Annotated in this window: 24 protein-coding genes and 1 riboswitch; of the genes, 8 read left to right on the forward strand and 16 right to left on the reverse strand. The window is 66.3% G+C overall.

Annotation, left to right across the window (positions count from 1 at the left end):
* Positions 1–350: 350 nt before the first annotated feature.
* The 4 genes from ACYQ2W_RS17385 to ACYQ2W_RS17400 all read right to left on the reverse strand — a co-directional run bounded on the left by ACYQ2W_RS17385 (position 351) and on the right by ACYQ2W_RS17400 (position 4,239).
* Positions 351–731: a S24 family peptidase gene (locus ACYQ2W_RS17385; protein WP_459869848.1), complete on the reverse strand. Its 381-nt coding sequence runs from the start codon at positions 729–731 to the stop codon at positions 351–353.
* A 262-nt stretch (positions 732–993) separates the two neighbouring features.
* Positions 994–1,809, reverse strand: coding sequence for a bifunctional DNA-formamidopyrimidine glycosylase/DNA-(apurinic or apyrimidinic site) lyase (gene mutM, locus ACYQ2W_RS17390; RefSeq protein ID WP_459869851.1), 816 nt, complete (start codon positions 1,807–1,809; stop codon positions 994–996).
* Complete coding sequence (locus tag ACYQ2W_RS17395) at positions 1,809–2,669, reverse strand: DUF4340 domain-containing protein (RefSeq protein WP_459869854.1); 861 nt, start codon at positions 2,667–2,669, stop codon at positions 1,809–1,811. The genes mutM and ACYQ2W_RS17395 overlap by 1 nt, the downstream gene beginning before the upstream one ends.
* A 163-nt stretch (positions 2,670–2,832) precedes the next feature.
* Complete coding sequence (locus ACYQ2W_RS17400) at positions 2,833–4,239, reverse strand: GldG family protein (protein WP_459869857.1); 1,407 nt, start codon at positions 4,237–4,239, stop codon at positions 2,833–2,835.
* 72 nt (positions 4,240–4,311) lie between these two features.
* Here ACYQ2W_RS17400 and msrA point away from each other — a divergent pair, with 72 nt between their 5' ends.
* From msrA to ACYQ2W_RS17415, 3 genes are all read left to right on the forward strand, one after another.
* A complete protein-coding gene (gene msrA / locus ACYQ2W_RS17405; protein ID WP_459869859.1) occupies positions 4,312–4,947 on the forward strand; it encodes a peptide-methionine (S)-S-oxide reductase MsrA in 636 nt (211 codons plus the stop codon).
* 425 nt (positions 4,948–5,372) lie between these two features.
* Positions 5,373–5,678: a hypothetical protein gene (locus ACYQ2W_RS17410; RefSeq protein WP_459869862.1), complete on the forward strand. Its 306-nt coding sequence runs from the start codon at positions 5,373–5,375 to the stop codon at positions 5,676–5,678.
* A gap of 270 nt (positions 5,679–5,948) precedes the next feature.
* Complete coding sequence (locus ACYQ2W_RS17415) at positions 5,949–8,090, forward strand: methyl-accepting chemotaxis protein (protein ID WP_459869865.1); 2,142 nt, start codon at positions 5,949–5,951, stop codon at positions 8,088–8,090.
* A gap of 420 nt (positions 8,091–8,510) precedes the next feature.
* Here the strand turns inward: ACYQ2W_RS17415 and ACYQ2W_RS17420 are convergent, their stop codons facing one another.
* The 3 genes from ACYQ2W_RS17420 to ACYQ2W_RS17430 all read right to left on the reverse strand — a co-directional run bounded on the left by ACYQ2W_RS17420 (position 8,511) and on the right by ACYQ2W_RS17430 (position 10,368).
* Complete coding sequence (locus ACYQ2W_RS17420) at positions 8,511–9,344, reverse strand: DMT family transporter (RefSeq protein ID WP_459869868.1); 834 nt, start codon at positions 9,342–9,344, stop codon at positions 8,511–8,513.
* 229 nt (positions 9,345–9,573) lie between these two features.
* Complete coding sequence (locus tag ACYQ2W_RS17425; protein WP_459869871.1) at positions 9,574–9,948, reverse strand: hypothetical protein; 375 nt, start codon at positions 9,946–9,948, stop codon at positions 9,574–9,576.
* A 33-nt stretch (positions 9,949–9,981) separates the two neighbouring features.
* Entirely contained in the window at positions 9,982–10,368 is a 387-nt protein-coding gene (locus ACYQ2W_RS17430) for a hypothetical protein (protein ID WP_459869874.1), read from the reverse strand.
* A gap of 30 nt (positions 10,369–10,398) precedes the next feature.
* Between ACYQ2W_RS17430 and ACYQ2W_RS17435 the strand changes: the two genes are divergently transcribed.
* Positions 10,399–10,695 carry a carbonic anhydrase gene (locus ACYQ2W_RS17435; protein ID WP_459869877.1) on the forward strand — a complete coding sequence of 99 codons (297 nt, stop codon included), beginning with the start codon at positions 10,399–10,401 and terminating at the stop codon, positions 10,693–10,695.
* 52 nt (positions 10,696–10,747) lie between these two features.
* Positions 10,748–11,227: a hypothetical protein gene (locus ACYQ2W_RS17440; protein ID WP_459869880.1), complete on the forward strand. Its 480-nt coding sequence runs from the start codon at positions 10,748–10,750 to the stop codon at positions 11,225–11,227.
* Positions 11,228–11,284: 57 nt separating this feature from the next.
* Here the strand turns inward: ACYQ2W_RS17440 and ACYQ2W_RS17445 are convergent, their stop codons facing one another.
* The 8 genes from ACYQ2W_RS17445 to ACYQ2W_RS17480 all read right to left on the reverse strand — a co-directional run bounded on the left by ACYQ2W_RS17445 (position 11,285) and on the right by ACYQ2W_RS17480 (position 16,934).
* Positions 11,285–12,193, reverse strand: coding sequence for a class I SAM-dependent methyltransferase (locus tag ACYQ2W_RS17445; protein WP_459869883.1), 909 nt, complete (start codon positions 12,191–12,193; stop codon positions 11,285–11,287).
* 1 nt (position 12,194) lies between these two features.
* Entirely contained in the window at positions 12,195–12,602 is a 408-nt protein-coding gene (locus ACYQ2W_RS17450; RefSeq protein ID WP_459869885.1) for a type II toxin-antitoxin system VapC family toxin, read from the reverse strand.
* The gene (locus tag ACYQ2W_RS17455) at positions 12,599–12,838 is read right to left on the reverse strand and encodes an antitoxin (RefSeq protein WP_459869888.1); all 240 of its coding nucleotides are present in this window, start codon (positions 12,836–12,838) and stop codon (positions 12,599–12,601) included. The genes ACYQ2W_RS17450 and ACYQ2W_RS17455 overlap by 4 nt, the downstream gene beginning before the upstream one ends.
* Before the next feature lie 246 nt (positions 12,839–13,084).
* The gene (gene thiC, locus ACYQ2W_RS17460; RefSeq protein WP_459869890.1) at positions 13,085–14,941 is read right to left on the reverse strand and encodes a phosphomethylpyrimidine synthase ThiC; all 1,857 of its coding nucleotides are present in this window, start codon (positions 14,939–14,941) and stop codon (positions 13,085–13,087) included.
* Positions 14,942–15,022: 81 nt separating this feature from the next.
* Positions 15,023–15,113, reverse strand: a riboswitch (TPP riboswitch).
* Positions 15,114–15,127: 14 nt separating this feature from the next.
* Positions 15,128–15,487, reverse strand: a complete 360-nt coding sequence (locus ACYQ2W_RS17465; RefSeq protein WP_459869892.1) for a HigA family addiction module antitoxin — start codon at positions 15,485–15,487, stop codon at positions 15,128–15,130.
* The gene (locus ACYQ2W_RS17470) at positions 15,457–15,732 is read right to left on the reverse strand and encodes a type II toxin-antitoxin system RelE/ParE family toxin (protein WP_459869895.1); all 276 of its coding nucleotides are present in this window, start codon (positions 15,730–15,732) and stop codon (positions 15,457–15,459) included. The genes ACYQ2W_RS17465 and ACYQ2W_RS17470 overlap by 31 nt, the downstream gene beginning before the upstream one ends.
* 174 nt (positions 15,733–15,906) lie before the next feature.
* On the reverse strand, positions 15,907–16,638 hold the full coding sequence (locus tag ACYQ2W_RS17475) for a pteridine reductase (protein ID WP_459869897.1): 732 nt from the start codon (positions 16,636–16,638) through the stop codon (positions 15,907–15,909).
* Positions 16,635–16,934 (reverse strand): MTH1187 family thiamine-binding protein, encoded by a 300-nt coding sequence (locus ACYQ2W_RS17480; protein ID WP_459869900.1) that lies wholly within the window; start codon positions 16,932–16,934, stop codon positions 16,635–16,637. The genes ACYQ2W_RS17475 and ACYQ2W_RS17480 overlap by 4 nt, the downstream gene beginning before the upstream one ends.
* Positions 16,935–17,166: 232 nt before the next feature.
* Between ACYQ2W_RS17480 and ACYQ2W_RS17485 the strand changes: the two genes are divergently transcribed.
* The 3 genes from ACYQ2W_RS17485 (at position 17,167) to bioH (ending at position 19,917) form a co-directional block, all read left to right on the forward strand.
* Entirely contained in the window at positions 17,167–18,312 is a 1,146-nt protein-coding gene (locus ACYQ2W_RS17485; RefSeq protein ID WP_459869903.1) for a murein transglycosylase domain-containing protein, read from the forward strand.
* Positions 18,313–18,463: 151 nt separating this feature from the next.
* The gene (locus tag ACYQ2W_RS17490; protein ID WP_459869906.1) at positions 18,464–19,135 is read left to right on the forward strand and encodes an NYN domain-containing protein; all 672 of its coding nucleotides are present in this window, start codon (positions 18,464–18,466) and stop codon (positions 19,133–19,135) included.
* Positions 19,136–19,137: 2 nt separating this feature from the next.
* A complete protein-coding gene (gene bioH, locus ACYQ2W_RS17495; protein WP_459869908.1) occupies positions 19,138–19,917 on the forward strand; it encodes a pimeloyl-ACP methyl ester esterase BioH in 780 nt (259 codons plus the stop codon).
* 284 nt (positions 19,918–20,201) lie between these two features.
* On the opposite strand, the gene ACYQ2W_RS17500 is transcribed toward bioH, so the two are convergent.
* On the reverse strand, positions 20,202–20,642 hold the full coding sequence (locus ACYQ2W_RS17500; protein WP_459869911.1) for a nucleoside deaminase: 441 nt from the start codon (positions 20,640–20,642) through the stop codon (positions 20,202–20,204).
* Between the last annotated feature and the right edge of the window lie 27 nt (positions 20,643–20,669).

Below are 20,669 nucleotides of genomic sequence, written 5' to 3' on the forward strand. Positions count from 1 at the left end.
GCTAACTACAATTCAACGCATTATCCGCCGCCGATTCCCGATAACATCCCGACACCGCCTGGAAAAAGGACCCGGTTCAATCGGTTGCGATTAGATTCATTAACGCCGTTCTAGCGGCTTATACCGCCGGTTCGCCGCATAACCTCCCGATTGGAATATCCGCCGCATAACACCCTTTTTGGAATCGAGAACAGATCTCGGAAAAACAATAAGTTATCGGTTGGCCATGAGAATTATACGGCGCGGCATTATTGCCTTTTACCATAGCCTAACAAACTGAAGGGGAAATGGATCACCGCCCCCTGAAAGCCAAACGCCGCCAGCGCCTCCCCGCAAACCGACACGCCGCCTTACAGGTACTTCGTAATCTTCCGCTTGTAGTTCTTCTGCCAAACCACCCCCTTCAACACAAACGGCCCGACCATCTCAATCACCGGATGCGCCGGATTGAGCGGCTTCAGATACTTCTTCCCATTCTCCTCGAAATACTGCCGGAACCAGAAGTCGTTGTCATACTCCACCACCACATAGGCCCCGTTGAAGATCGGGTGGGCGGAGTCGCAGACGATGATCGAGCCCTCTTCGAACTCCGGCTCCATGATATCCCCGAGGACCATCAGGGCGAAGGGCTCCTTGTCCTCGCAGGCGGACTGGAAGTCGGGGTCGATGTCGGCGCCGAGGTCGGTCTCGGCGGAGGTGATCGGGATGGACTTGAAGGTGTTGTCGCTCATGGCGCGGCCCCTCGTTGCAATATCAGAAACCGCTCATTCTCGCACAAGTGGTGGTCTTGGCGGGCATGGGCGTGAAACGCAAAGACGCAGAGAACGCAGAGAAGAAAATGTGAGGGCTGTTTCTGGGCCGTGCCGCACAGTGGATGGTTCCTAATTCCCCAACGATTCATGTGGCTATCTGTCTTCGCAATAGATCTTCTTCTCCGCGTTCTCTGCGTCTTTGCGTTCTCCGCGTTTCACACGAGCGCCAAATCAGCGCTAGTCACCGCTGGCACCGCGGACAGTAATAGGTGGAGCGCTGGGCCAGGGTGACGTTGTGGATCAGGGCGCCGCAGGCGGGGCAGGGTTCGCCGCCGCGGCCGTAGACGTTGAGCTGCTGGGCGAAGTAGCCCGGTTTGCCGTCGCCGCCGACGAAGTCGCGCAGCGTGGTGCCGCCGGCCTCGATGGAGCGGGCGAGGACCGCCTTGATCGCCCCGGCGAGGCGGTCGTAGCGCTCGCGGGAGACCCGCCCGGCGGCGCGGCGGGGGGCGACGCCGGCGAGGAACAGCGACTCCGAGGCGTAGATGTTGCCCACCCCGACCACGATCTTCCCCTCCATGATGAACGCCTTCACCGAGCCCTTGCGGCCGCGGGAGAGGCGGAACAGCCGTTCGCCGTCGAAGGCATCGGTGAGCGGTTCGGGGCCGAGGGGGGCCAGCAGTGGGTGTCCCAGCGGGTCGTCGCGGGTCCACAGCACCAGGCCGAAGCGGCGGGGGTCGGTGTAGCGCAGGGTGCGGCCGTCGGCGATGCGGATATCAACGTGGTCGTGGCGGTCGGGCGGCGCGCCCGGCTCCACCAGCCGCAGGCTGCCGGACATGCCGAGGTGGAGGATCGCGCTGCCACCGGCGGTGCGCAGCAGCAGGTATTTGGCCCGCCGCTCCACCGCCTCGATCCGCTGGCCGGTCAGCTCGGCGGCGAATTCCTGCGGGATCGGCCGGCGCAGCTTGCGCTGGCGGATGTCGACCCCGGCCACGGTGTGCCCCTCCAGGTGGGGGGCGATGCCGCGGCGGGTGGTCTCCACCTCCGGCAGTTCGGGCATCAGTTCCCCTCCCCGGCGGCGGGGCGCAGGGTGAGCAGGGCGCGGCCGTCGTCGGCCATGCGGTAGACGATGCCCAGATCGGGGCGGGCGAGGGTCAGTTCCGGGGTGCGCTGGAGGATCAGGAAGCGGGCGGTGGTGCCGTCGGTCAGGGTGACGGTCGCCGCTTCCTTTTCTTCGTCCTTCTCATCGGTGGAGTAGGCGTTCACTTCCAGCGCCTTGCCGAAGCGCCAGGCGTCGACCAGGGTCATCGCCGCGTCCGCGGAGAGGCCTGCCGGTTCGGGATCGATGCGCCAGTCCTGGTCGTTGTGATGCACGGTGGTGCCATCGGTTAACTCGATCGCCTCGATCTTCGCCTCTCCGGGGAGCAGGGCGGGGTCGACGAAGTAGCTCCAGTCGCGGTTGAGCAGCGGGTAGACGGTGTCGGCGATGAGGTGGATCTGCCCGTCGACCAGCAGGTAGCGGCGCTGGTGGAGGGGGTCGATGTCGCCGAACAGCAGGGTGCGGTCGTCGAGGGTGAGGCGGGCGCGGGGGGGATCGAGGTGGTATTGGGCCAGCGCGCCGGGCTCGGCGATCCGGCTCAGGCTTTCGGCCTCGGCCACCCCGCTGACCATGGCTGCGCGCACGCCGTTGGCCGGGAGCTGCCGTGGTGCGGTCATCCGCCACCCCTCCCCCGCCCGCTCCAGCACCACCGGTTCCTGGTCGGGCCGTTCGATGCGCAGCCGGCTCACCGCCGCCGCCTTCAGCGGGGTCACCGTGGGGTTGGCCGGCGGCGGGCGCTTGCCCGGTTCCATCACGGCGACGGTGGCGAGCACCGCCACCGCCAGGAGCAGGATCAGGTTGAGCAGTGAGCGGGTGGTCATGGCGGGGGACTCGTTTGGGTGTGATCGCTTTCCCAGCACGGAATTGAACCGCAGATTAACGCAGATTGGCGCAGATCAAGACGGAAAAAGTCTGCGCCAATCTGCGTTAATCTGCGGTTGATAATGACTTCAGCGATGCAGAATCGCTGCTATTTCCCGCCCCTCAGCGGTTGCGGCGGCGCCACCAGATGAACAGCCCGCTGCCGAGCAGGCCCAGCGGCAGGGCGAAGAGGAACAGCACGCTGATCCCCATGACGGCGTTGTCCGACAGGGTGAGGGTGAGGTCCGGCGCCGACTTGGCGCGGATGGCGATGAAGCGATCGTCGTGGCCGAGCCACTGGAACAGCGCCAGCCCCAGGTCGAGGTTGCCGCCGTTGCCCAGGTAGGCGTTGGAGAGGAAGTCGCCGTCGCCGATCACCACCACCCGCTGTTCGGCCCCCTTGCCCTCATCGCCCTCCCCCTCCTCTTCGGGGGCGCCGTCCTTGGGCTCGTCGCCGTCGAGGCTGCGGGTCAGGCTGATGCCGAGGGTCAGCGGGCCGGAGCGCTCGCCCTGGTCCTCGTCGAAGCGGATGTTGCCGGACAGCTCGCCGGTCTCGGTCCAGCTGCGCGGCAGGGTCTCCAGGATCGGCTCCCCTTCCCACCCCTCGGGCGCCTCGAAATCCAGCGCCGCGGCCTGGGGGAACAGCGTGGTCAGCTCGAACTCGCCGGTGATCGGGTTGGGCAGGTAGTCGGTGACCAGGGCGAAGGAGGGGTTGTCGATGCCGAAGAGCTGGGTGGTGGCGTCGACCACGGTGCCGGGCAGGAAGTTGATGCCGAGGCGGTCGGCCAGGGGTTGCAGTCCCAGCAGGGTGTCGCCGGGGTCGCCAAGCCAGAGCAGGTTGCCGCCGTCGCGGACGTAGCGCTCGATCAGGGTCACCTCGCCGGGCAGCAGGGTGGTGCGCGGGCCGGCGATCACCAGGGCGGTGGTGTTGTCGGGGACGGTGCCCTCCTTGGCCAGGTTGAGGGTGCGCAGCTTGAAGCCGCGCCGCTCCATCTCGCCGCCGAACTTGCCGAGGTCGTGGTTGGCCTGGCCGAGGGGGTCGCGCTCGCCGTGGCCGCTGACGAAGATCATCCAGCGCTCGCCGCCGCGGGCGGCGCGCTGCAGGGCGTTGGTCAGGGCCTGTTCGGAGAGCTGCTGGAGCTGCTCCTCGCGGTCGCCGACGGCCACCACCAGCTCGCCGTCCACGGTGATCCCCAGGTCGCGGACCCGCGCCGGCTCCGCCTCGGGGTTGACGAAGTGCAGCGCGATGTCCGCCTTGTGCCGCTGGTAGCGTTTGACCAGCTCCTGGATGCGGCCGCGCAGCACCGGGTCCTCGGTGGCGTAGGCGGTGATCTCCACCGGCTGGTCGAGGGTGGCGAGCAGCTCCGCGCTTTCGGCGGAGAGGGTGTTGCGCCCGCCGGCGGTCCAGTCCGCGGTGACCACGTAGCGGGTGCTGAGCCAGGCGAGCAGCGCCACCGTCGCCAGGAAAAGCACCACGAACAGCGCGTTCTGCAAGCGGATGCGCAGGCGGGAGCGACGGGTAACTTCCATACTTTTTGTCCCATGGAATTGCGGCCTTGGGGCGCTATTGTACGGGTATCGAGTAACGAAGGGAGAGCGACGATGTTTCCGTTTCTCAACAAAAAGACCGACCTGCCGCGGCCCGAGCAGGCGCTGCCGGGCCGTAGCGCGCCGATGGACGGGATCGGCGAGCATTTCGTCAATCGCCGTCCGCTCGCGCGCCCCTACCCCGCTCACCTGGAGCGGGCGCTGTTCGGCATGGGCTGCTTCTGGGGCGCGGAGCGCCGTTTCTGGCAGGAGGAGGGGGTGTGGGTGACCGCGGTGGGTTATGCCGGCGGCTTCACCCCCAACCCCACCTACGACGAGGTGTGCAGCGGGATGACCGGCCACAACGAGGTGGTGCAGGTGGTCTTCGACCCCGCCGAGGTCCCCTACGACCGGCTGCTGCAGCTCTTCTGGGAGTCCCACGATCCGACCCAGGGGATGCGCCAGGGCAACGACGTGGGCACCCAGTACCGTTCCGGTATCTACGTCCACAGCGCCGATCAGCGACTCCAGGCGGAGGCGAGCCGCGAGCGTTACCAGTACGCCCTGAGTGCCGCCGGGCGGGGGGAGATCACCACCGAAATCCTCGACGCACCGCCGTTCTACTTCGCCGAGCCGTACCATCAGCAGTACCTGGCGAAAAATCCCAATGGATATTGCGGACTTGGCGGGACTGGGGTGGTGTTGGCCTGAGTCGGTTTTCGACGCTCTGGAAGGGAACGCAGAGGGCGCAGAGACGCGGAGGACGCAGAGAGGAAAAGGCGAGCAAGGGTAGGGTGTGCCGACGGTAGGAGGCGCACCACGCCGAAGCCGGTGCGCCTCCTGTCGTCGGCACACCCTACCCAACTGGTGAGGCCAAAGGGGGCGGGTTTATGATGATGGGTGCCTGGCGGGAAGGCCGCTGCTTTCGTTTGACACGGCGGCCACGGGCCGCCCTATAGGGCGCGCTGTGCGCGCCGTGGTGAACGGAGGCAGCCTTCGGGATGGATGGCGGGCCCTCTGGGGAGCCCCTTCAACTTAGGGCTCGCAGCTACTCCCAGCGGAACCGTTTTCTCTGCTCCGCGTTCTCTGCGTCTTTGCGTCCTCCGCGTTTCCAGCACCCAAGCCCAAACAACTCCGTGATCGATCTCCAACAAGCCATACCAATACTGATCAAGCGCCTCCAAGCGCTTGATCAGGGCGAGTGCATCGAGCTGTGCAGCTACAAGCGGGACCGCTGTCTGCTGCTGACCCCCCTGGAGGGTGGCACGGTGCTGGTGGTGGAGCGCGGTTTCGAGGAGCAGCGCTTCGAGGTGGAGCCGGGAAAGCTGAAGAAGCTGCTCAAGACGCTGGTCCGGCGGGAGTTCCCGCGCAGTACCAAGCTGCGGCTTTACGAATTGGGTCCTTGCGATCCGAATGCACCGACTTTGCGCAAGGTTATTTGAAAATAACCGCTTTTTAATTGTCATTTGACTTTACGCCCCACGGAGAGGCATTTTTCTGGTGCGCGCGCACCAAAACGGTTCATTCCCGATCGAATCACTCCACTTCTTTTCGGGGGTTTCACCCCAAGCCCTTGATTCCCGTCTATTCCGATAATTGGGCACGTCTCTTGCCCATACCTTAACGCAGACGTCAGAAATATCTGGTATTCCTGCGCCCCGTTGGGCCGGTATGCGGCCCGCTCCCTTGTTATTTACGGAAGGAACTTCCCCATGCTGAAGAGCGAGACGATGAACCTCTCCGCGGCCGAGCGCGGCTGGCTCCCCCTGTTCGGGGCCACCGGCAAGCTGAAGATGGGCTGGTCCACCCACCTCAACCGTCACACCTATCCAACGGTGGAGCGGATCTTCGAGGGGGTGGCGGCGACCCGCGTGCGGCTGCTCACCCACTGGGCGGAGGGGCAGTGGGAGCATCTCGCCGCCCTGGCCGAGGCCCTCGCCCGCGACCTGCCGGCGATCGGCGACACCCGGCTGCGGGAGAAACTGGGTCAGGCGCGGGACTTCTCGGAACTCTTCGTGGTGGGGCTCGACGGCCGCGTGCTGCGCTCCACCGCGCCGGGCCGGGAGGGGGCCGCGGTCTTCTCCAAGGAGGCCTTCGAGGCGGGGTTGCGTGCCCCCTTCCTCCACGGCCCCTACGTCGACCCGCTGACCCTGCGCCTGGGCCGCTCCAGCTCGCGCTTCCACGACGCGGTCACCCTGATGTTCCACCAGCCGGTGATCCACCAGGGCGAGGTGGTCGGCCTGCTCTGCGGCCGGGTGCCCAACGACGTCCTCGGCGACCTGATCCAGCGCGAGGCGGGCCACGTCTACCCCGAGTCCGGCGACAACTACCTGTTCATGGTGGAGTCGCGCTTCGACCCCGCGATCCAGCCGGGCACCGCGCTCTCCCGCTCGCGCTTCGAGGACAACACCTTCAGCCACGGCGAGAACCTCAAGGAGGGGATCCACACCCGGTGGGGGGTGGTGCGGGTGCGCGAGCACACCGAGTTCGAGATCCGCTTCACCGACCCGGCCACCGGCCAGCTTCACCCCGGCGTGCGCGAGACCATCCGCAACGGCGAGAACCTCTTCGTCACCTACCCCGGCTACTCCGACTACCGCCACATCCCGGTGATCGGCAAGGGGGTCACCTTCCAGCTCCCCGGCTCCGCCGACCGCTGGGGGATGATGTGCGAGGGGGACCTGGAGGAGGTCTACCGCCGCCGTTCGATCAACGTGCGGCTGATGGGGCTCTACCTGGGCAGCGTCGCCGGGCTGTGGGGCGTCCACTGGGGGATGCTCCAGCTGGGCGGGCTGCCGGAGTGGGTGGTCAACGTCACCACCGCCGGGCTGATCGTGGCGGCGGCGTCGATCTTCTATCACGCCGGCACCAACCGACTCGCCACCCGGCTGACCGAGATGACCGAGGTGATCCGCGCCATCGCCGAGGGGGGCGGCAACCTCACCCAGCGCCTCGACCGCGACCGCCTGCGCCAGGACGAGAGCGGCGAGATGGGGCGCTGGATCAACAGCTTCCTCGACAACCTCGACGGCACCGTCGGCGAGATCCGCCAGGTGGCGGAGTGCGTGCGCGAGGTGAACGACCGCATGCTCGCCAGCAACGGCGAGACCCAGCAGGCGGCGGGCCACGTCTCCGGCTCCATCGGCCAGATGCTGGAGGGGGCCGAGGCGCAGCGCGGCGAGATCGAGTCGGCCACCTCCACCGCCCACCAGATGCGCGGCGCGATGGACGGCGCGGTGGAGCAGGCGCGCGAGCAGTTCCGCACGGTACAGCGGGAGACCTCGAAGATCCGCGACACCATCGACGCGGCCACCCGCACCATCCAGGACCTCAATGCCCGCACGGCGGAGATCGGCTCCATCGTCGAGGTGATCGAGGGGGTGGCCGAGCAGACCAACCTGCTGGCGCTGAATGCGGCCATCGAGGCGGCCCGCGCCGGCGACCAGGGGCGCGGTTTCGCGGTGGTGGCCGACGAGGTGCGTAGTCTGGCGGCACGTACCGCGGAGGCGACCCACGACATTGCCGAGCGCATCCAGCGGGTGCAGAACGACACCCGCCAGGCGGTCTCGGTGATGGAGCGGGGGGTGGTGGAGGTGGACGAGGGGCTGCGCCAGGCGGAGGCGGCGGCGGCCGACGACAGCGTGCTGGAGGAGAGCGTCGGAAGGATGTTCGCCACCATCGACCGCATCGGCGAGAGTTCCGCGGCGCAGAGCGCCCACACCCAGGGGGTGGCCGCCTCCACCGAACAGATGACCCGTTCCATCGCCGAACTGCAGGAGGCGACCTCCCAGGTGCGCCATACCGCGAGCAAGCTCTACAAGCTGGTGGGGCTGTTCCAGGTCAGTCGGGGGTGAGGGGGGGCTGAGAGGGTCTGTTTCACCATGAAGGGCATGACGGGGGGGTGTACGGTGTTGGCGCGCGCGGATTCCCCGACTGTAGGAGCGGCCCTCAGGCCGCGATTGCCTACAAGGACGTAGGTACTTGACGTGAGCAGGATGCGGAAGCCGGGCGCCCTGTCCCCCCCCCTGCCGCCGATGCGTGCGAGGCGCCCCACTCCGCCCCGATCGCGGCCTCGGGGCCGCTCCTACAGGGAGCCGAGGTGCTTCCCTCGATTGCGTCACGCCAATCCGGCTCGGCGATGAGGAAGGGAGTTTTCCCTTCATGCCCTTCACGGTCGATGACCATCGCCAACGGAAACCGCGTGGTGTCCAGGTCATCCGAAACTTCCCAATGGCCTCGGCCTCGCACCCACGCTCTCCATGGTTTCCGGAACCCTACCGACGCAACGCCAGCAGCCCGGCGCCGGCGATGAGCAGCGCGCCGGCGGCGAAGGCGAGGGTCGGGGTTTCGTCCCAGAAGAGGAAGCCGTAGAGCGCCGAGAAGATCACCACCGAGTAGGAGAACGGCCCGAGCCGCGCCGCCGGGGCCAGCGCATAGCCGCGGCTCATCAGCAGTTGGGCCAGCGTCCCGGCCAGCGCGATCAGCGCCAGCCAGCCCCACTCCGCCGCCGTCGGCATGCGCCAGCTCCAGGCGAGGGGAACACTGGAGGCGAGGGTGCCGAAGACGGCGAAGTAGAAGACGATGCGCGCCGCCGGCTCCGAGCGGCCGAGGCGGCGCACCGTGGTCTTGGCGATGGCGGCAAAGAGCCCGCCGGCCAGCCCCACCAGCGCGGCGTGGGAGAATGCCTGCCCCGGCCCGAGCACCAACGCCACCCCCGCGAACCCCACCGGCAGCGCCCACAGCGCGGTGGCCGCCGGCCGCTCGCCGAGACCGATCAGCGCCACCAGCGGCAGGAACACCGGCGCGGTGAGCTTGAGCAGCACCGCGTCGGCCAGCGCGATGCGACCCAGCACGTAGAAGAAGCAGTACATCGCCCCCAGGCCGGCCAGCGCGCGCAGCAGATGGATGTGGGGCACCGCGGTGCGCCAGTTGCCGCGATCGGCGTGGAGCAGCAGCGGCGCCACCGCCAGCAGGCCGAAGAGGTTGCGCACGAAGACCGTCACCTCCGGCGGCAGCGCGACCGAGACCACCTTCACCCCCGCGCCCATGGTGGAGAACATCAGCTCGGAGGCGACGATCAGCAGGGCGGCGTGGAGGTGGGGGTTCAATGGTTGGGCGCTCGTGAAAAACGCGGAGGACGCGGAGACGCAGAGAACGCAAAGAAGAAATTTTGAATGAGGTTGCGGAGCCGAGGTCTAGCAGCCTGTCGGGCTTAGGGGGATCGAGCCCGACAGGCTGCCAGGGGTGCTGATAGAAAACGAGTTCGCATTCTCTTCTCTGCGTTCTCTGCGTCTCTGCGCCCTCCGCGTTATCAATGCCCAAGCCTGATCGAGGGGTTCACGGCTCGTTGGCGAGCAGCTCCATGTGTTCCACGTCGGCCAGCTCCACCACTCGCCCGTCCACCGTCTGGAAGCTGCGGCCGTGGACGTCGTCGCGATAGACCGGATAGCTGCGCACCTCGCCGTTTTGGGTGTTGGTCACCCGCACGGTGAACAGCCGGTGGGCCTCCTGCCAGTCCATCCAGTAGAAGAGGGCGCCGATCGCCAGCGCGCTCAGCACCAGTCCGTAGGGGAGCAGCCGCAGGTGGAGTGGCGGCTTCGGCCGCTCGGCGCGCGCCGCCTCGCGGACGCCCGGCCGCCCCTCCATGCGGTTGCGCAGGGTGACCGCGGCGCCGACGATGACCAGCAGGGTGATGAGGATCTTGGTGAGCATGGCGCGCAGTGTACACGGCGTGAGCGGCGCGGATCACGCCAGCTCGCGCAGCACCGCCTCCATCTCCTCTTCGTTCACCGGCAACTGCAGCAACGCGGCAAACGGATAGGTCTCGCGCAACTGCTGGGCGTAGGCCATCTCCTCCTTTTTCGCCAGCACGATCACCCGGCTCGCCGGGGCGAACTTGGGCAGGCTGATCAGCAGCACGTCGAGGTTGCCGATGTGGTTGCTGGCGTAGTTGTTGGCCCAGGCGTAGATGAACTCGGCGACGATCCAGTCGGGCGGTGTCTTCTTCACCTGAGCCAGCGCCTTGCGCGAGTTGCTCACCCGCGTCTCCGCGATGCCGAGACGGGCATAGAGGGCGGAGAAGTTGGGGAAGAAGGGGGATTCGGCGAAGGTCAGCAGGGTTTGTCGGGACATGGTTGATCGAGCGGTCGTTGGCGTGGGTCGATGAGCGCCAACGATACCACTCCGTTGGGCGAGTTGCTGGCGGGCAGCCTGAAGACGGCCACGGTGGACGCAACCGGTTGGCACGACAGCAATGCCGGCGGCGGCACCAGCGACGGCAAATACCTCAACTGGCTGACCATCAGCGACAACGCGCGCAGCGTGGTCGAGGACGTGCAGCGGATTCGCGGCAACTCGATGGTCCCGTCGGACATCCCCATCTACGGCTACATCTACGACTGTAAAAGTGGCAAGCTGATCGAGGTAACGGAGGCGACGGCCGCCGGAAGGGCGGTGTAGTCGATGGCGCGCTCAGGGATGAGCCGTACTCGATGAATTGGAGGTGTTAGCGGTGAAAAAACGTTGGCGCATTGCGTTTGCGGTAGTTGCCATCGTCGTAGGTATCGGCATTGCGATCGGCGCATCTCGCCCTTCCCTCCTCCCGTATGCCGTTGTCGTCGTGCTGTATGGCATACCAACGGCAATGGATCGCGTAGAGTGCGTCAAGATCCGGCATCTGTTTCTACAACGGCATGAAATCCCCAAGAACTCGAAATCCAGGCCGGGGCACTCCCCCATCTTTTGTCGTTCGGGTGCACGGGGCCTTGTGTTCAAGACTCCGCCTAAATTCTATGTCTACGGCGCGTTGGGCGAATCCGTTCAGGACCGATATCTCAATACCCTGCAGTCGATCCTTCAGGCAACGGGGGTCGAAAAACTTGATGTCGAGTTTTATGAGCGGGAAAACTGGACTGAATGGAAATCGGCAAAAGGTAGCGGTGGTAGCCGCGGACCCGAACGGTTGCTGCGCAGCGAGACGTTAAGCCGCTAGGGAGTGGCATTTCGATCCGTATACGCCGACACATGGCGCGGGCCGGCAACGGTGCCCCTATTCATCTTCCCGTTTGAACGACATCACCTTCAGCCCTCTTTCCGGCATCGCCTCGCGGAATATCTCGGGAGTGGGTAACCGTTCGACGATTCGGTAGTCAGGACACTCCGTCGCCATGGTATCCAGCAGGAACGCATCATCCAGATCCGGAGCGTTGAGGCAGAGCAACAGGCGGCTTTGCGACGCCATGAAATGTGCGAGGCGGCGGAGAATCTTGGGGTAGTCACGGCGGATATCGACGCTCCCTCTTTGCAGCCGCGGCGGATCGCAGATCAGCAGGTCGTAGGGGCCGTGCTTGCGGATGCGCGAGAAGGACTTGAGGATGTCGACCCCTTCGAAACGGACCCGGCCGAGATCGTGACCGTTGAGGCGGTGGTTCTCCCGGCCGCGGGCCAGCGCCGCCTTACTCAGGTCGAAATTGACCACCCCCGCCGCATCGCCGGCGATCGCCGCCACCGAGAAGGCGCAGGTGTAGGCAAACAGGTTGAGCACCCGCTTCCCCGCGGCGTTCTCGCGCACCCAGCGGCGGCCGCTGCGCATGTCGAGAAAGAGGCCGCTGTTCTGGGTGGGGCCGAGGCGGATGGCGTACTTCAGGCCATCCTCCTCGACGACGAACTCTTCTATCACTTCGCCCCGCAGCCGCTCCACCGGCGCCTTGTGGCGGCAGCGGTACTGCACCTGCACCGAGCGGCAGGCGGGCAAGCGCGCCAGCAGTGCGTCGGCCAGTTCGGCCACCCGCTCGCGCGCTTCTTCGCGGTAGAGGGTGATCAGCGCCACCGGTGGCAGCCAGTCGACGTTGATGTGCTCAAGGCCGGGGTAGGCGTGGCCGCGGCCGTGGAACAGGCGGCGGCAATCTCCGCTTCCCGTTCCCTCCGGTGGTTCGAGCTGCAGCAGGTCGATCAGCACGTTATTCCAACCAGTTTTCCACTGAAAGTGCCGGCACCCGTCCGAATTCACCGAGGTTTGCCGTGACCACGGTCAGTCCGCGGGAACGGGCGTGGGCGGCGATCAGCAGGTCGTTGGGGCCGATCGGTGTACCGGCGCGGGTGAGGTGGTGGCGGATTTCGGCGTAATGGGGCTCCACGCCTTCGTCCAGGGGAAGGGTTTCGATGCTTTGCAGGAGCTGATCGACGCGGTTCGACAGCGTTTTGGAGCCACGTTTGAGTACGCCGTAACGCAACTCGCAGGCGACGACGATGCTGGTGCAGATCGCCGCTTCGGTGACCTCGGCGATGTGTCGGGCGCACGGGCCGTGCGGGTGGCGGATCAGGTCGGAGAGGATGTTGGTGTCGAGCAGGTAGCGGGGGCCGCTCACAACTCCACCTCATCGAGGGCGGGAAGGTCGTCGTCGATGTCGGGGAAGGGCTCGTCGAGGGGCTCCCACTGGGCGAGCAGGGCGAGCAGGGAGTTGGCCGGCAGCGGTTCGATCACCAAGCGGTCGCCCTCCTTGTGCATCAACGCCTCACTGCCCGGCAGTTCGAACTCCCGAGGGATGCGCACCGCTTGGTTGCGGCCGTTGCGGAACAGGCTGACGTGGCGTTCGGTGCTCATGGACGGGTGGTCCCAATGCGGCATATGCCTGCGCATAGGCTAGCAGCGGCGGCAAGTGCGCGCCAGTTTCCCGGGGAGGTGGGGTAGCCCGAAAAGGCAATGAAGGTCGCTGAAAAGCGGTCAGCGGGAACGTAGGGTGTGCCGAGGGACGAGGCGCACCGCTCTCCGACCGGTGCGCCTCCTGTCGTCGGCACACCCTACCCAACCTTCATCGTCCGGGGGGGAGGCGGGACGTTCAGCCGCGGATCACGCCTCCTTGTAGATCTGCGCCCCGCCCTCGACGAACTCCACCGACTTCTCCGCCATCCCCTGGCGCGCATAGTCGCGCACCTCCTGGGTGATCTTCATCGAGCAGAAGTGGGGGCCGCACATGGAGCAGAAGTGGGCCACCTTGTGGGCCTGGGCGGGGAGCGTCTCGTCGTGGTACTCGATCGCCCGTTCCGGGTCGAAGCTCAGCGCGAACTGGTCGTGCCAGCGGAACTCGAAGCGTGCCTTGGACATGGCGTTGTCCTGGATCTGCGTGCCGGGGAAGCCCTTGGCCAGATCGGCGGCGTGGGCGGCGATCTTGTAGCTGATGATGCCGACCCGCACGTCCTCCTTGTTGGGCAGGCCGAGGTGCTCCTTGGGGGTGACGTAGCAGAGCATGGCGGTGCCGTACCAGCCGATGTTGGCGGCGCCGACGGTGGAGGTGATGTGGTCGTAGCCGGGGGCGATGTCGGTGACGATCGGGCCGAGGGTGTAGAAGGGGGCCTCGAAGCACTCCTCCAGCTCCTTGGTGACGTTCTCCTCGATCCTATGCAGCGGCACGTGGCCGGGGCCCTCGATCATCACCTGGCAGTCGTGCTCCCAGGCGATCTTGGTCAACTCGCCGAGGGTCTCCAGCTCGGCGAACTGGGCGGCATCGTTGGCGTCCGCCAGCGAGCCGGGGCGCAGGCCGTCGCCCAGCGAGAAGGCGACGTCGTAGGCCTTCATGATCTCGCAGATCTCGGCGAAGTGGGTGTAGAGGAAGTTCTCCTGGTGGTGGGCGAGGCACCACTTGGCGAGGATCGAGCCGCCGCGGGAGACGATACCGGTGACCCGCTCGGCGGTGAGCGGCACGTAGCGCAGCAGCACGCCGGCATGGATGGTGAAGTAGTCCACCCCCTGCTCGGCCTGCTCGATCAGGGTGTCGCGGAAGATCTCCCAGGTGAGCGCCTCGGCCTTGCCGTCGACCTTCTCCAGGGCCTGGTAGATCGGCACGGTGCCGATCGGCATGGGGGAGTTGCGCAGGATCCACTCGCGGGTCTCGTGGATGTTTTTGCCGGTGGAGAGGTCCATCAGCGTGTCGCCGCCCCAACGGGCGGACCAGACCATCTTCTCCACCTCCTCCTCTATCGAGGAGGTGACCGCCGAGTTGCCGATGTTGGTGTTGATCTTGGTGCGGAAGTTGCGCCCGATGATCATCGGCTCCAGTTCGGGGTGGTTGATGTTGGCCGGCAGGATGGCGCGGCCGGCGGCGATCTCGGCGCGCACGAACTCCGGGGTGATCTCCTCCGGGATGGCGGCGCCGAAGGGCTTGCCGGCGTGCTGGCGCAGCAGCTTGGCGTAGCGCGGGTCTTCGCGCATCTCCTGGAGTTTCAGGTTCTCGCGGATCGCCACGAACTCCATCTCCGGGGTGACGATCCCCTGTCGTGCGTAGTGCATCTGGGTGACGTTGGCACCGGCCTTGGCGCGGCGCGGGGTGCGGATGTGCTCGAAGCGCAGGTGGGCCAGCGCCGGGTCGTTCTGGCGGGCGGCGCCGAATTCGGAGGTGGGGCCGGCGAGCGGCTCGCTGTCGCCGCGCTCCTCGATCCACTGCTCGCGCAGGGCGGGGAGGCCCTTCAGCAGGTCGATCTCGGCGCTCGGATCGGTGTAGGGGCCGGAGGTGTCGTAGATATAGACCGGCGGGTTCTCCTCCTCGCCGTCGTGGGTGCCGGTGGCGTCCTGGGTCACCACGCGCATCGGCACTTGGAGATCGGCGCGCGAGCCCTCGACGTAGATCTTCTCCGACTTGGGGAAGGGCTGGGTCACCTCGGCGGAGAGGCGGGCGGTCTTGGTGAGGAACTCTTGGGGGATGGCGCTCATGGAGGAAAACCCTTGCGGAATGGGCGCAAAGCCGCCCATTCCGAGTGTGGAAGAGGGGGAGGGCGGGGAACGGGAGAGAAGAGAGGGGCTTCGATGCTTCCCTACGCCGGTATGGGCCGGATCAGGTTCGAAGGGTCTCTCTCAGCCCGCTCGGGCACCCCTAGCATGATGGTCGGAAATTATAACTCAGGCGGCGCGATAGCGCTCGATCCGTTCCAGCTCCTCTCGCTTGTCCCGCTCTACCCGCCAAAGGTCGTAGGCCTGCTGCATGGCGAGCCAGAGGTCGGGGCCGTTGCCGAGGAAGCGGCCGAGCCGCAACGCCATCTCGGGGGAGACGCCGTGGGTTTCGGCGAGGATGCGATGAAGGGTCTGGCGTGAGACGCCCAGCTTGCGGGCGAACTCGCTCACGCTGATTCCCAGATCGGGTAGCACATCCTCCCGGATCAGTGCGCCGGGGTGAGTGGGCGCTCGCTTCGGGCGCGAGTTCAGAATCTCTTCGTGAGAAGTGCAAGTGCTCAATGGTAGTTCTCCAGATCGACCCGCCATGCCTCTCCTTCCCGCCACTCGAAGGTGATGCAAAACGGTCCGTTGACGTGGATGCTGTAGCGCTGTGGTTTGCCGAGCAGTGGGTGAAAGTCGAATCCGGGAACCTTCAGGGAATCGAGTTCGGCTGCATGGTCAAGTGCATCCAACCGGCGCATACAGCGGTCACGGAGTTCTCCTCGAACCTTCGCGCTCTTTCCGGTGAGAAAAAGTTCTTTCAGCCCTTTATGGATGAAGCTCCGTATCATCGATGAAGTGTAACATCTTTGTTTACAGGCGGGTGAGGTGCAAGGCTCGGAATCGACGGAGACTCGGGCGCGTACCGCTCACCCCACTTCGGGCGTCGGAGCAACAAATCGTCTTCTCTGCGCCCTCCGCGTCTTTGCGTCCTCTGCGTTTTTCATCCGTAGCCAGAGAAAGGCTCACAGGTTGAGCGAGCGCCCACCGTCCACCGCCAGGATCTGGCCGGTGACGTAGGGTGCGTCGAGGACGAAGAAGCGTACCGCGCGGGCGATGTCCTCCGGCTCCCCCTTCCGTCCCAGGGCGATCCGCTCCAGGATCTTGCCGCGGGTCTCGTCGCTCATCTCGTTCTCCGGCCAGAGGATCGCACCGGGGGCGACGCCGTTGACCCGCACCTCCGGGGCCAGCTCCTTCGCCAGCGCCTTGGTCAGCATCGCCTTGCCCGCCTTGGCCATGGAGTAGACCGGGTGGTCCTTCATCGGCCGTTCGGCGTGGATGTCCACCAGGTTGACGATGCAACCGTGGTGCTCCGCCAGATGCGGCGCGGCGGCCTGGGCGAGGAAGAAGGGGGCGCGCAGGTTGGAACCCATCAGGTCTTCCCACTGGGTCTCGGTCACCGTCCCCACCGCGGTCGGATAGAAGGTGGAGGCGTTGTTGACCAGCACGTCGAGCCGCCCCCAGCGGGCCACCACCTCCTCCACCAGCGGCGCCAGGCGGGCCAGCTCCAGCAGATCCCCCTGGTGCAGCGAGATGCTGTCGGCGCGGTAGCCATTCAGCTCGGCGGCGAGCCGCTCGGCGCCGGCCGCCGAGCTGCGGTAGTGGAGCGCGATGTTGCAGCCATCGGCATGCAGCATGCGGGCGATGGTGGCGCCGATGCGGTGGGCGGCGCCGGTGATCAGCACGACCCGGTTCACGTGCGCTTCGCCGCCACCGACTCGATGCGATCGTTCATGGTCTGGGCGCGGTCGGTGCGGGTGGAGAGCGAAAGGTGGGTTTGGATGCGCGGCGCGCCCAGGTCGTGGATCTTCTGATGGGCCGCCTTCACCGCGTCCATCACCTCGTCCCACTCCCCTTCGATATCGGTGCCGGTGGCGTGGAGGGTGAAGGTGAGGCCGCGCTCGGCGAGCAGATCCTCCACCGCGGCGACGTAGGGGGAGAGCGAGAGGGGGGTGCCGAGCGGCACCAGGCTGAGTCCGGCGATCACTTTCATGGCGGGTCGACCTCGTTGGGGGTTGAAGATTTCACGCAGCGTTCGCGGAGAGGAAACGCAGCGGGCACAAAGCAAGGGAGAGATCTCCGCGATGGCTGGCTCTCGCCATTGTGATACGGAACCGTGGCAGGGGTGTCAACCATAGGGCGGGTAGGGGAAGCGCTTGAAACCCATCGTTCCCCGCTGGATGATTGGGCCCATGTTTACCAAGCGTTCTTTTCTCACATTCGTGATGGCCGCGATCGCGGCCATCACGTCGGGGTGCAAGGAGGCGTTGCCGCGGGAGGTGGCGAGCCTCGCCACCTCCGGCAGCCCGCGGGCGGCGCTGGAGGGGTTCGCCAAGCGCAAGGCGACCCAGTACGCCACCAATCCGACCCGGCTGGTGAGCGATCTCAAGGAGCTGCGTCAGGCGTTGCGCGCCCTCGCCAAGCTGGTGAAGGGGGAGTGGGGCGAACAGGAGGCGCGCACGCCGACCCCCACCCAGTACGTCAAGTACACCCAGAACTACCTCAGCCGCGCCCTGGTGGACTTCGACAGCGGCACCGTGCGGGTGGAGACCCTCGATCAGGGCAATCCGACCGAGAGTCTGAAGAATGCCATCGTCACCACCCTGCTCACCCCCGGTGATCCGCGCGCGGTGGATCTGTTCAGCGCCGGCGAGGTGCGTCTCAGCGGGCGTCCCTACCTGGCCGACGAGGTGCTGGATCACGAGGGCAAGGCGGTGCTCTACCCCTGGCGCGCAAACCGCTTCGCCGACTGGCTGATCGCCAACCGGCTGCAGACCCGCAACGTGGATACCCCCAACGGGACGAAGGCGGCACGCTACGTGGAGATCCGGATGGTCTCCGACCACCTCCAGGTGCGCGCCGCCAAGTACCAGCCGCTGGTCCAGCGCTATGCCCAGCGGTTCGACGTCAGCGCCAACCTGATCAACGCCATCATCAAGACCGAGAGCGACTTCAACCCCTTCGCGGTGAGCGCCGTACCCGCCTTCGGCCTGATGCAGATCGTCCCCACCACCGCCGGCCGCGACGCGCTGCGCCACCTCGGTACGAGCGGCACCCCGAGCCGCGATGAGCTGTTCGACCCGGAGCGCAACATCGAGCTGGGCAGCGCCTACCTGCAACTGCTCGACGACAACTACTTGAAAAAGGTGAGTGACCCGGTCTCCCGCGAGTACTGTGCCATCGCCGCCTACAACGGCGGCATAGGCAACGTCTACCGCAGCTTCTCCAGCGATCGGAGCCAGGCCTTCGACCAGATCAATCGCCTCGCCCCCGCGGCGGTCTACCAACGGCTCCAGGCCAAGATGCCAGCAGAGACCCAGCGCTATCTACGGAAAGTGCTCGATAACAAGCGTCAATTTGTGAGAGCATGAGCCGCATCGAGTGACACAACTTGTGGTTGTGTTTTTCATCGGGGCGGCCTACAATTTCACCCAACCCCCCCCTTATCGCACGCGGCTCCGCGTCTGGTTTGGGGCGAAGAAGCCGCCTTTTTGGCGGCTTCTTCATTGTTGGGCCAAGGGAATGCGCACGATCGTCTACGTGGATGGATACAACCTCTTCTACTCCCTGCTGACCAAGAGTCCCTACAAATGGCTCGATCTGTACCGTTTGTTTGTCGACCACATCCTTCGTTCTGCATCTCCTGACTCTCGACTGGTGCGGGTCAAGTATTTCACCGCTCCAATTCTCGGCAGCCTCGCCAGTGATCCCCGTTCCGAGCAACGACAGGCTCACTACCATCGAGCCTTGCGGGTCGGTGGCCAAGTAGAGATCATCAAGGGATTCCACTCCAAGGCGACCACCACCGGGGTATTGCTCGATGAGCCCGCGCGGGGCAGGGTGACGGTCCAGGTCATGGAAGAGAAACAGACCGACGTGAATATCGGCCTTCACATGTACCGCGATGCTGCGCAAGGTGCCTGCGGCCAGGTCGTTCTCTGCTCCAACGACGCCGACCTGGAGCCGGTATTGGCGATGCTCCGCCACGACTTTCCCGCCTTGCGCGTCGGTGTGGTACTGCCCCGTTCGGCGAGCCATGGCGGTGCGCGGCGCGCCACCCGCCTGGAACGTCACGCCCACTGGACCCGCCACGTCATCCATCGGGAGGAGTTGGCGGGAAGCCAATTTCCGGATCGAATCGTCGACCGTCGCAACCGCACTATTCGCCGTCCGGAAGCATGGAATCCACGCTAGCCATGAGCAACCGAAAGTTGTTTATCGAAACCTTCGGAGAAGGTTCCGATCTGGTGATGCTCCACGGCTGGGGGATGCACTCGGGGCTGCTGCGCGAGAGCGCCGAGCGGCTCGCCGCGACCTGCCGGGTGACCCTGGTGGACCTCCCCGGTCACGGGCGCAGCGCGCCGCCCGCCGACGAGTCGGCGTTCGAGCTGGGGCGGCTCGCCGAGGAGCTGTTGGAGGCGCTCCCCGACGGTGCGGTGTGGCTCGGCTGGTCGCTGGGCGGGATGGTGGCGATGGCCGCCGCGGCGCTCGCCCCGGAGCGGGTCGGCGGGTTGATCCTGGTGGGCGCCACGCCGCGCTTCGTCCAGGACCGCGGCTGGCCCCACGCCATGGACCCGAAGGTGTTGGATGCCTTCTGGGAAGATCTCCAACGCAGTTACAAGGCGACCCTCACCCGTTTCCTCGCCCTGCAGACCCGCGGTTCCGACAACGGCCAGGAGGCGTTGCGGCGGATGCGCGCGCGACTCTTCGAGCATGGCGAACCGGATCACGCCGCGCTGCGCGGCGGCCTGCGCATCCTGCGCGAGGCGGACCTGCGCGGCGCCCTGGCGCACATCGACTGCCCCACGCTGGTGCTGCTCGGCGACCGCGACACCCTGGTGCCGACCGCCGCCGGGGAGGCCCTGGTTGCCGCCCTCCCCCACGCTCGCCTGGAGGTGATGGCGGGCGCCGGTCACGCACCCTTCCTCTCCCATTCCGAATCATTTGTCGAGCAGGTGGCGGCGTTGTTCGCCTGACCAAGCGCAGCCCGTGGCCGCAAAGTCTCTGCCACCCGTCCCGAGCGCTGCCCTCGTTGAGCACGGCGCGCGCGGCGCGCCCTATAGGGCGGCCCGCGGCCGCCGTGTCGAACGAAGGCAGCGGCCAGGAAGTCTCCGCCAACCGTTCCGGATGCCGCCCCCGTCCACTCGCCACCACCACCCCGAAGCGTTGCGCCGGTTCCGCCGCGTCGAAGGCCTGGAAGCGGGGGGGGGGGGGACCCCCACCTGCAGTAGCGGTGAGCGGGTCGTCCACCCGGAATCCGCTACTCCACGCCGATATCCTCGTTCCACAGCGCAGGATGCTCGGCGATGAAGCGGTGCATCAGCTCGATGCAGGTGGCGTCCTGGACGATCTCCAGCTCGACGCCGCCGCTCCGCAGCACCGCCTCGTCGCCCACGAAGGTGCGGTTCTCGCCGATCACCACCTTGGGGATGCCGTAGAGACGGATCGCCCCGCTGCACATCGGGCAGGGGGATAGGGTGGTGTAGAGCACCGACTCGCGGTAGACCTTCGCCGGCAGCCGTCCGGCGCTCTCCAAGGCGTCCATCTCCCCGTGGAGGATGGCGCTTCCCTGCTGGATCCGCCGATTGTGGCCACGGCCGATGATCCTTCCGGCGTGGACCAGCACCGAACCGATGGGGATGCCACCCTCCGCCAGCCCACGTTCCGCCTCTTCGATCGCCGCCTTCAGGAAGGGGTCCATGGTTGTTCTCCTGGTGGATTTTTGAAC

Source organism: Endothiovibrio diazotrophicus, from assembly GCF_054657215.1.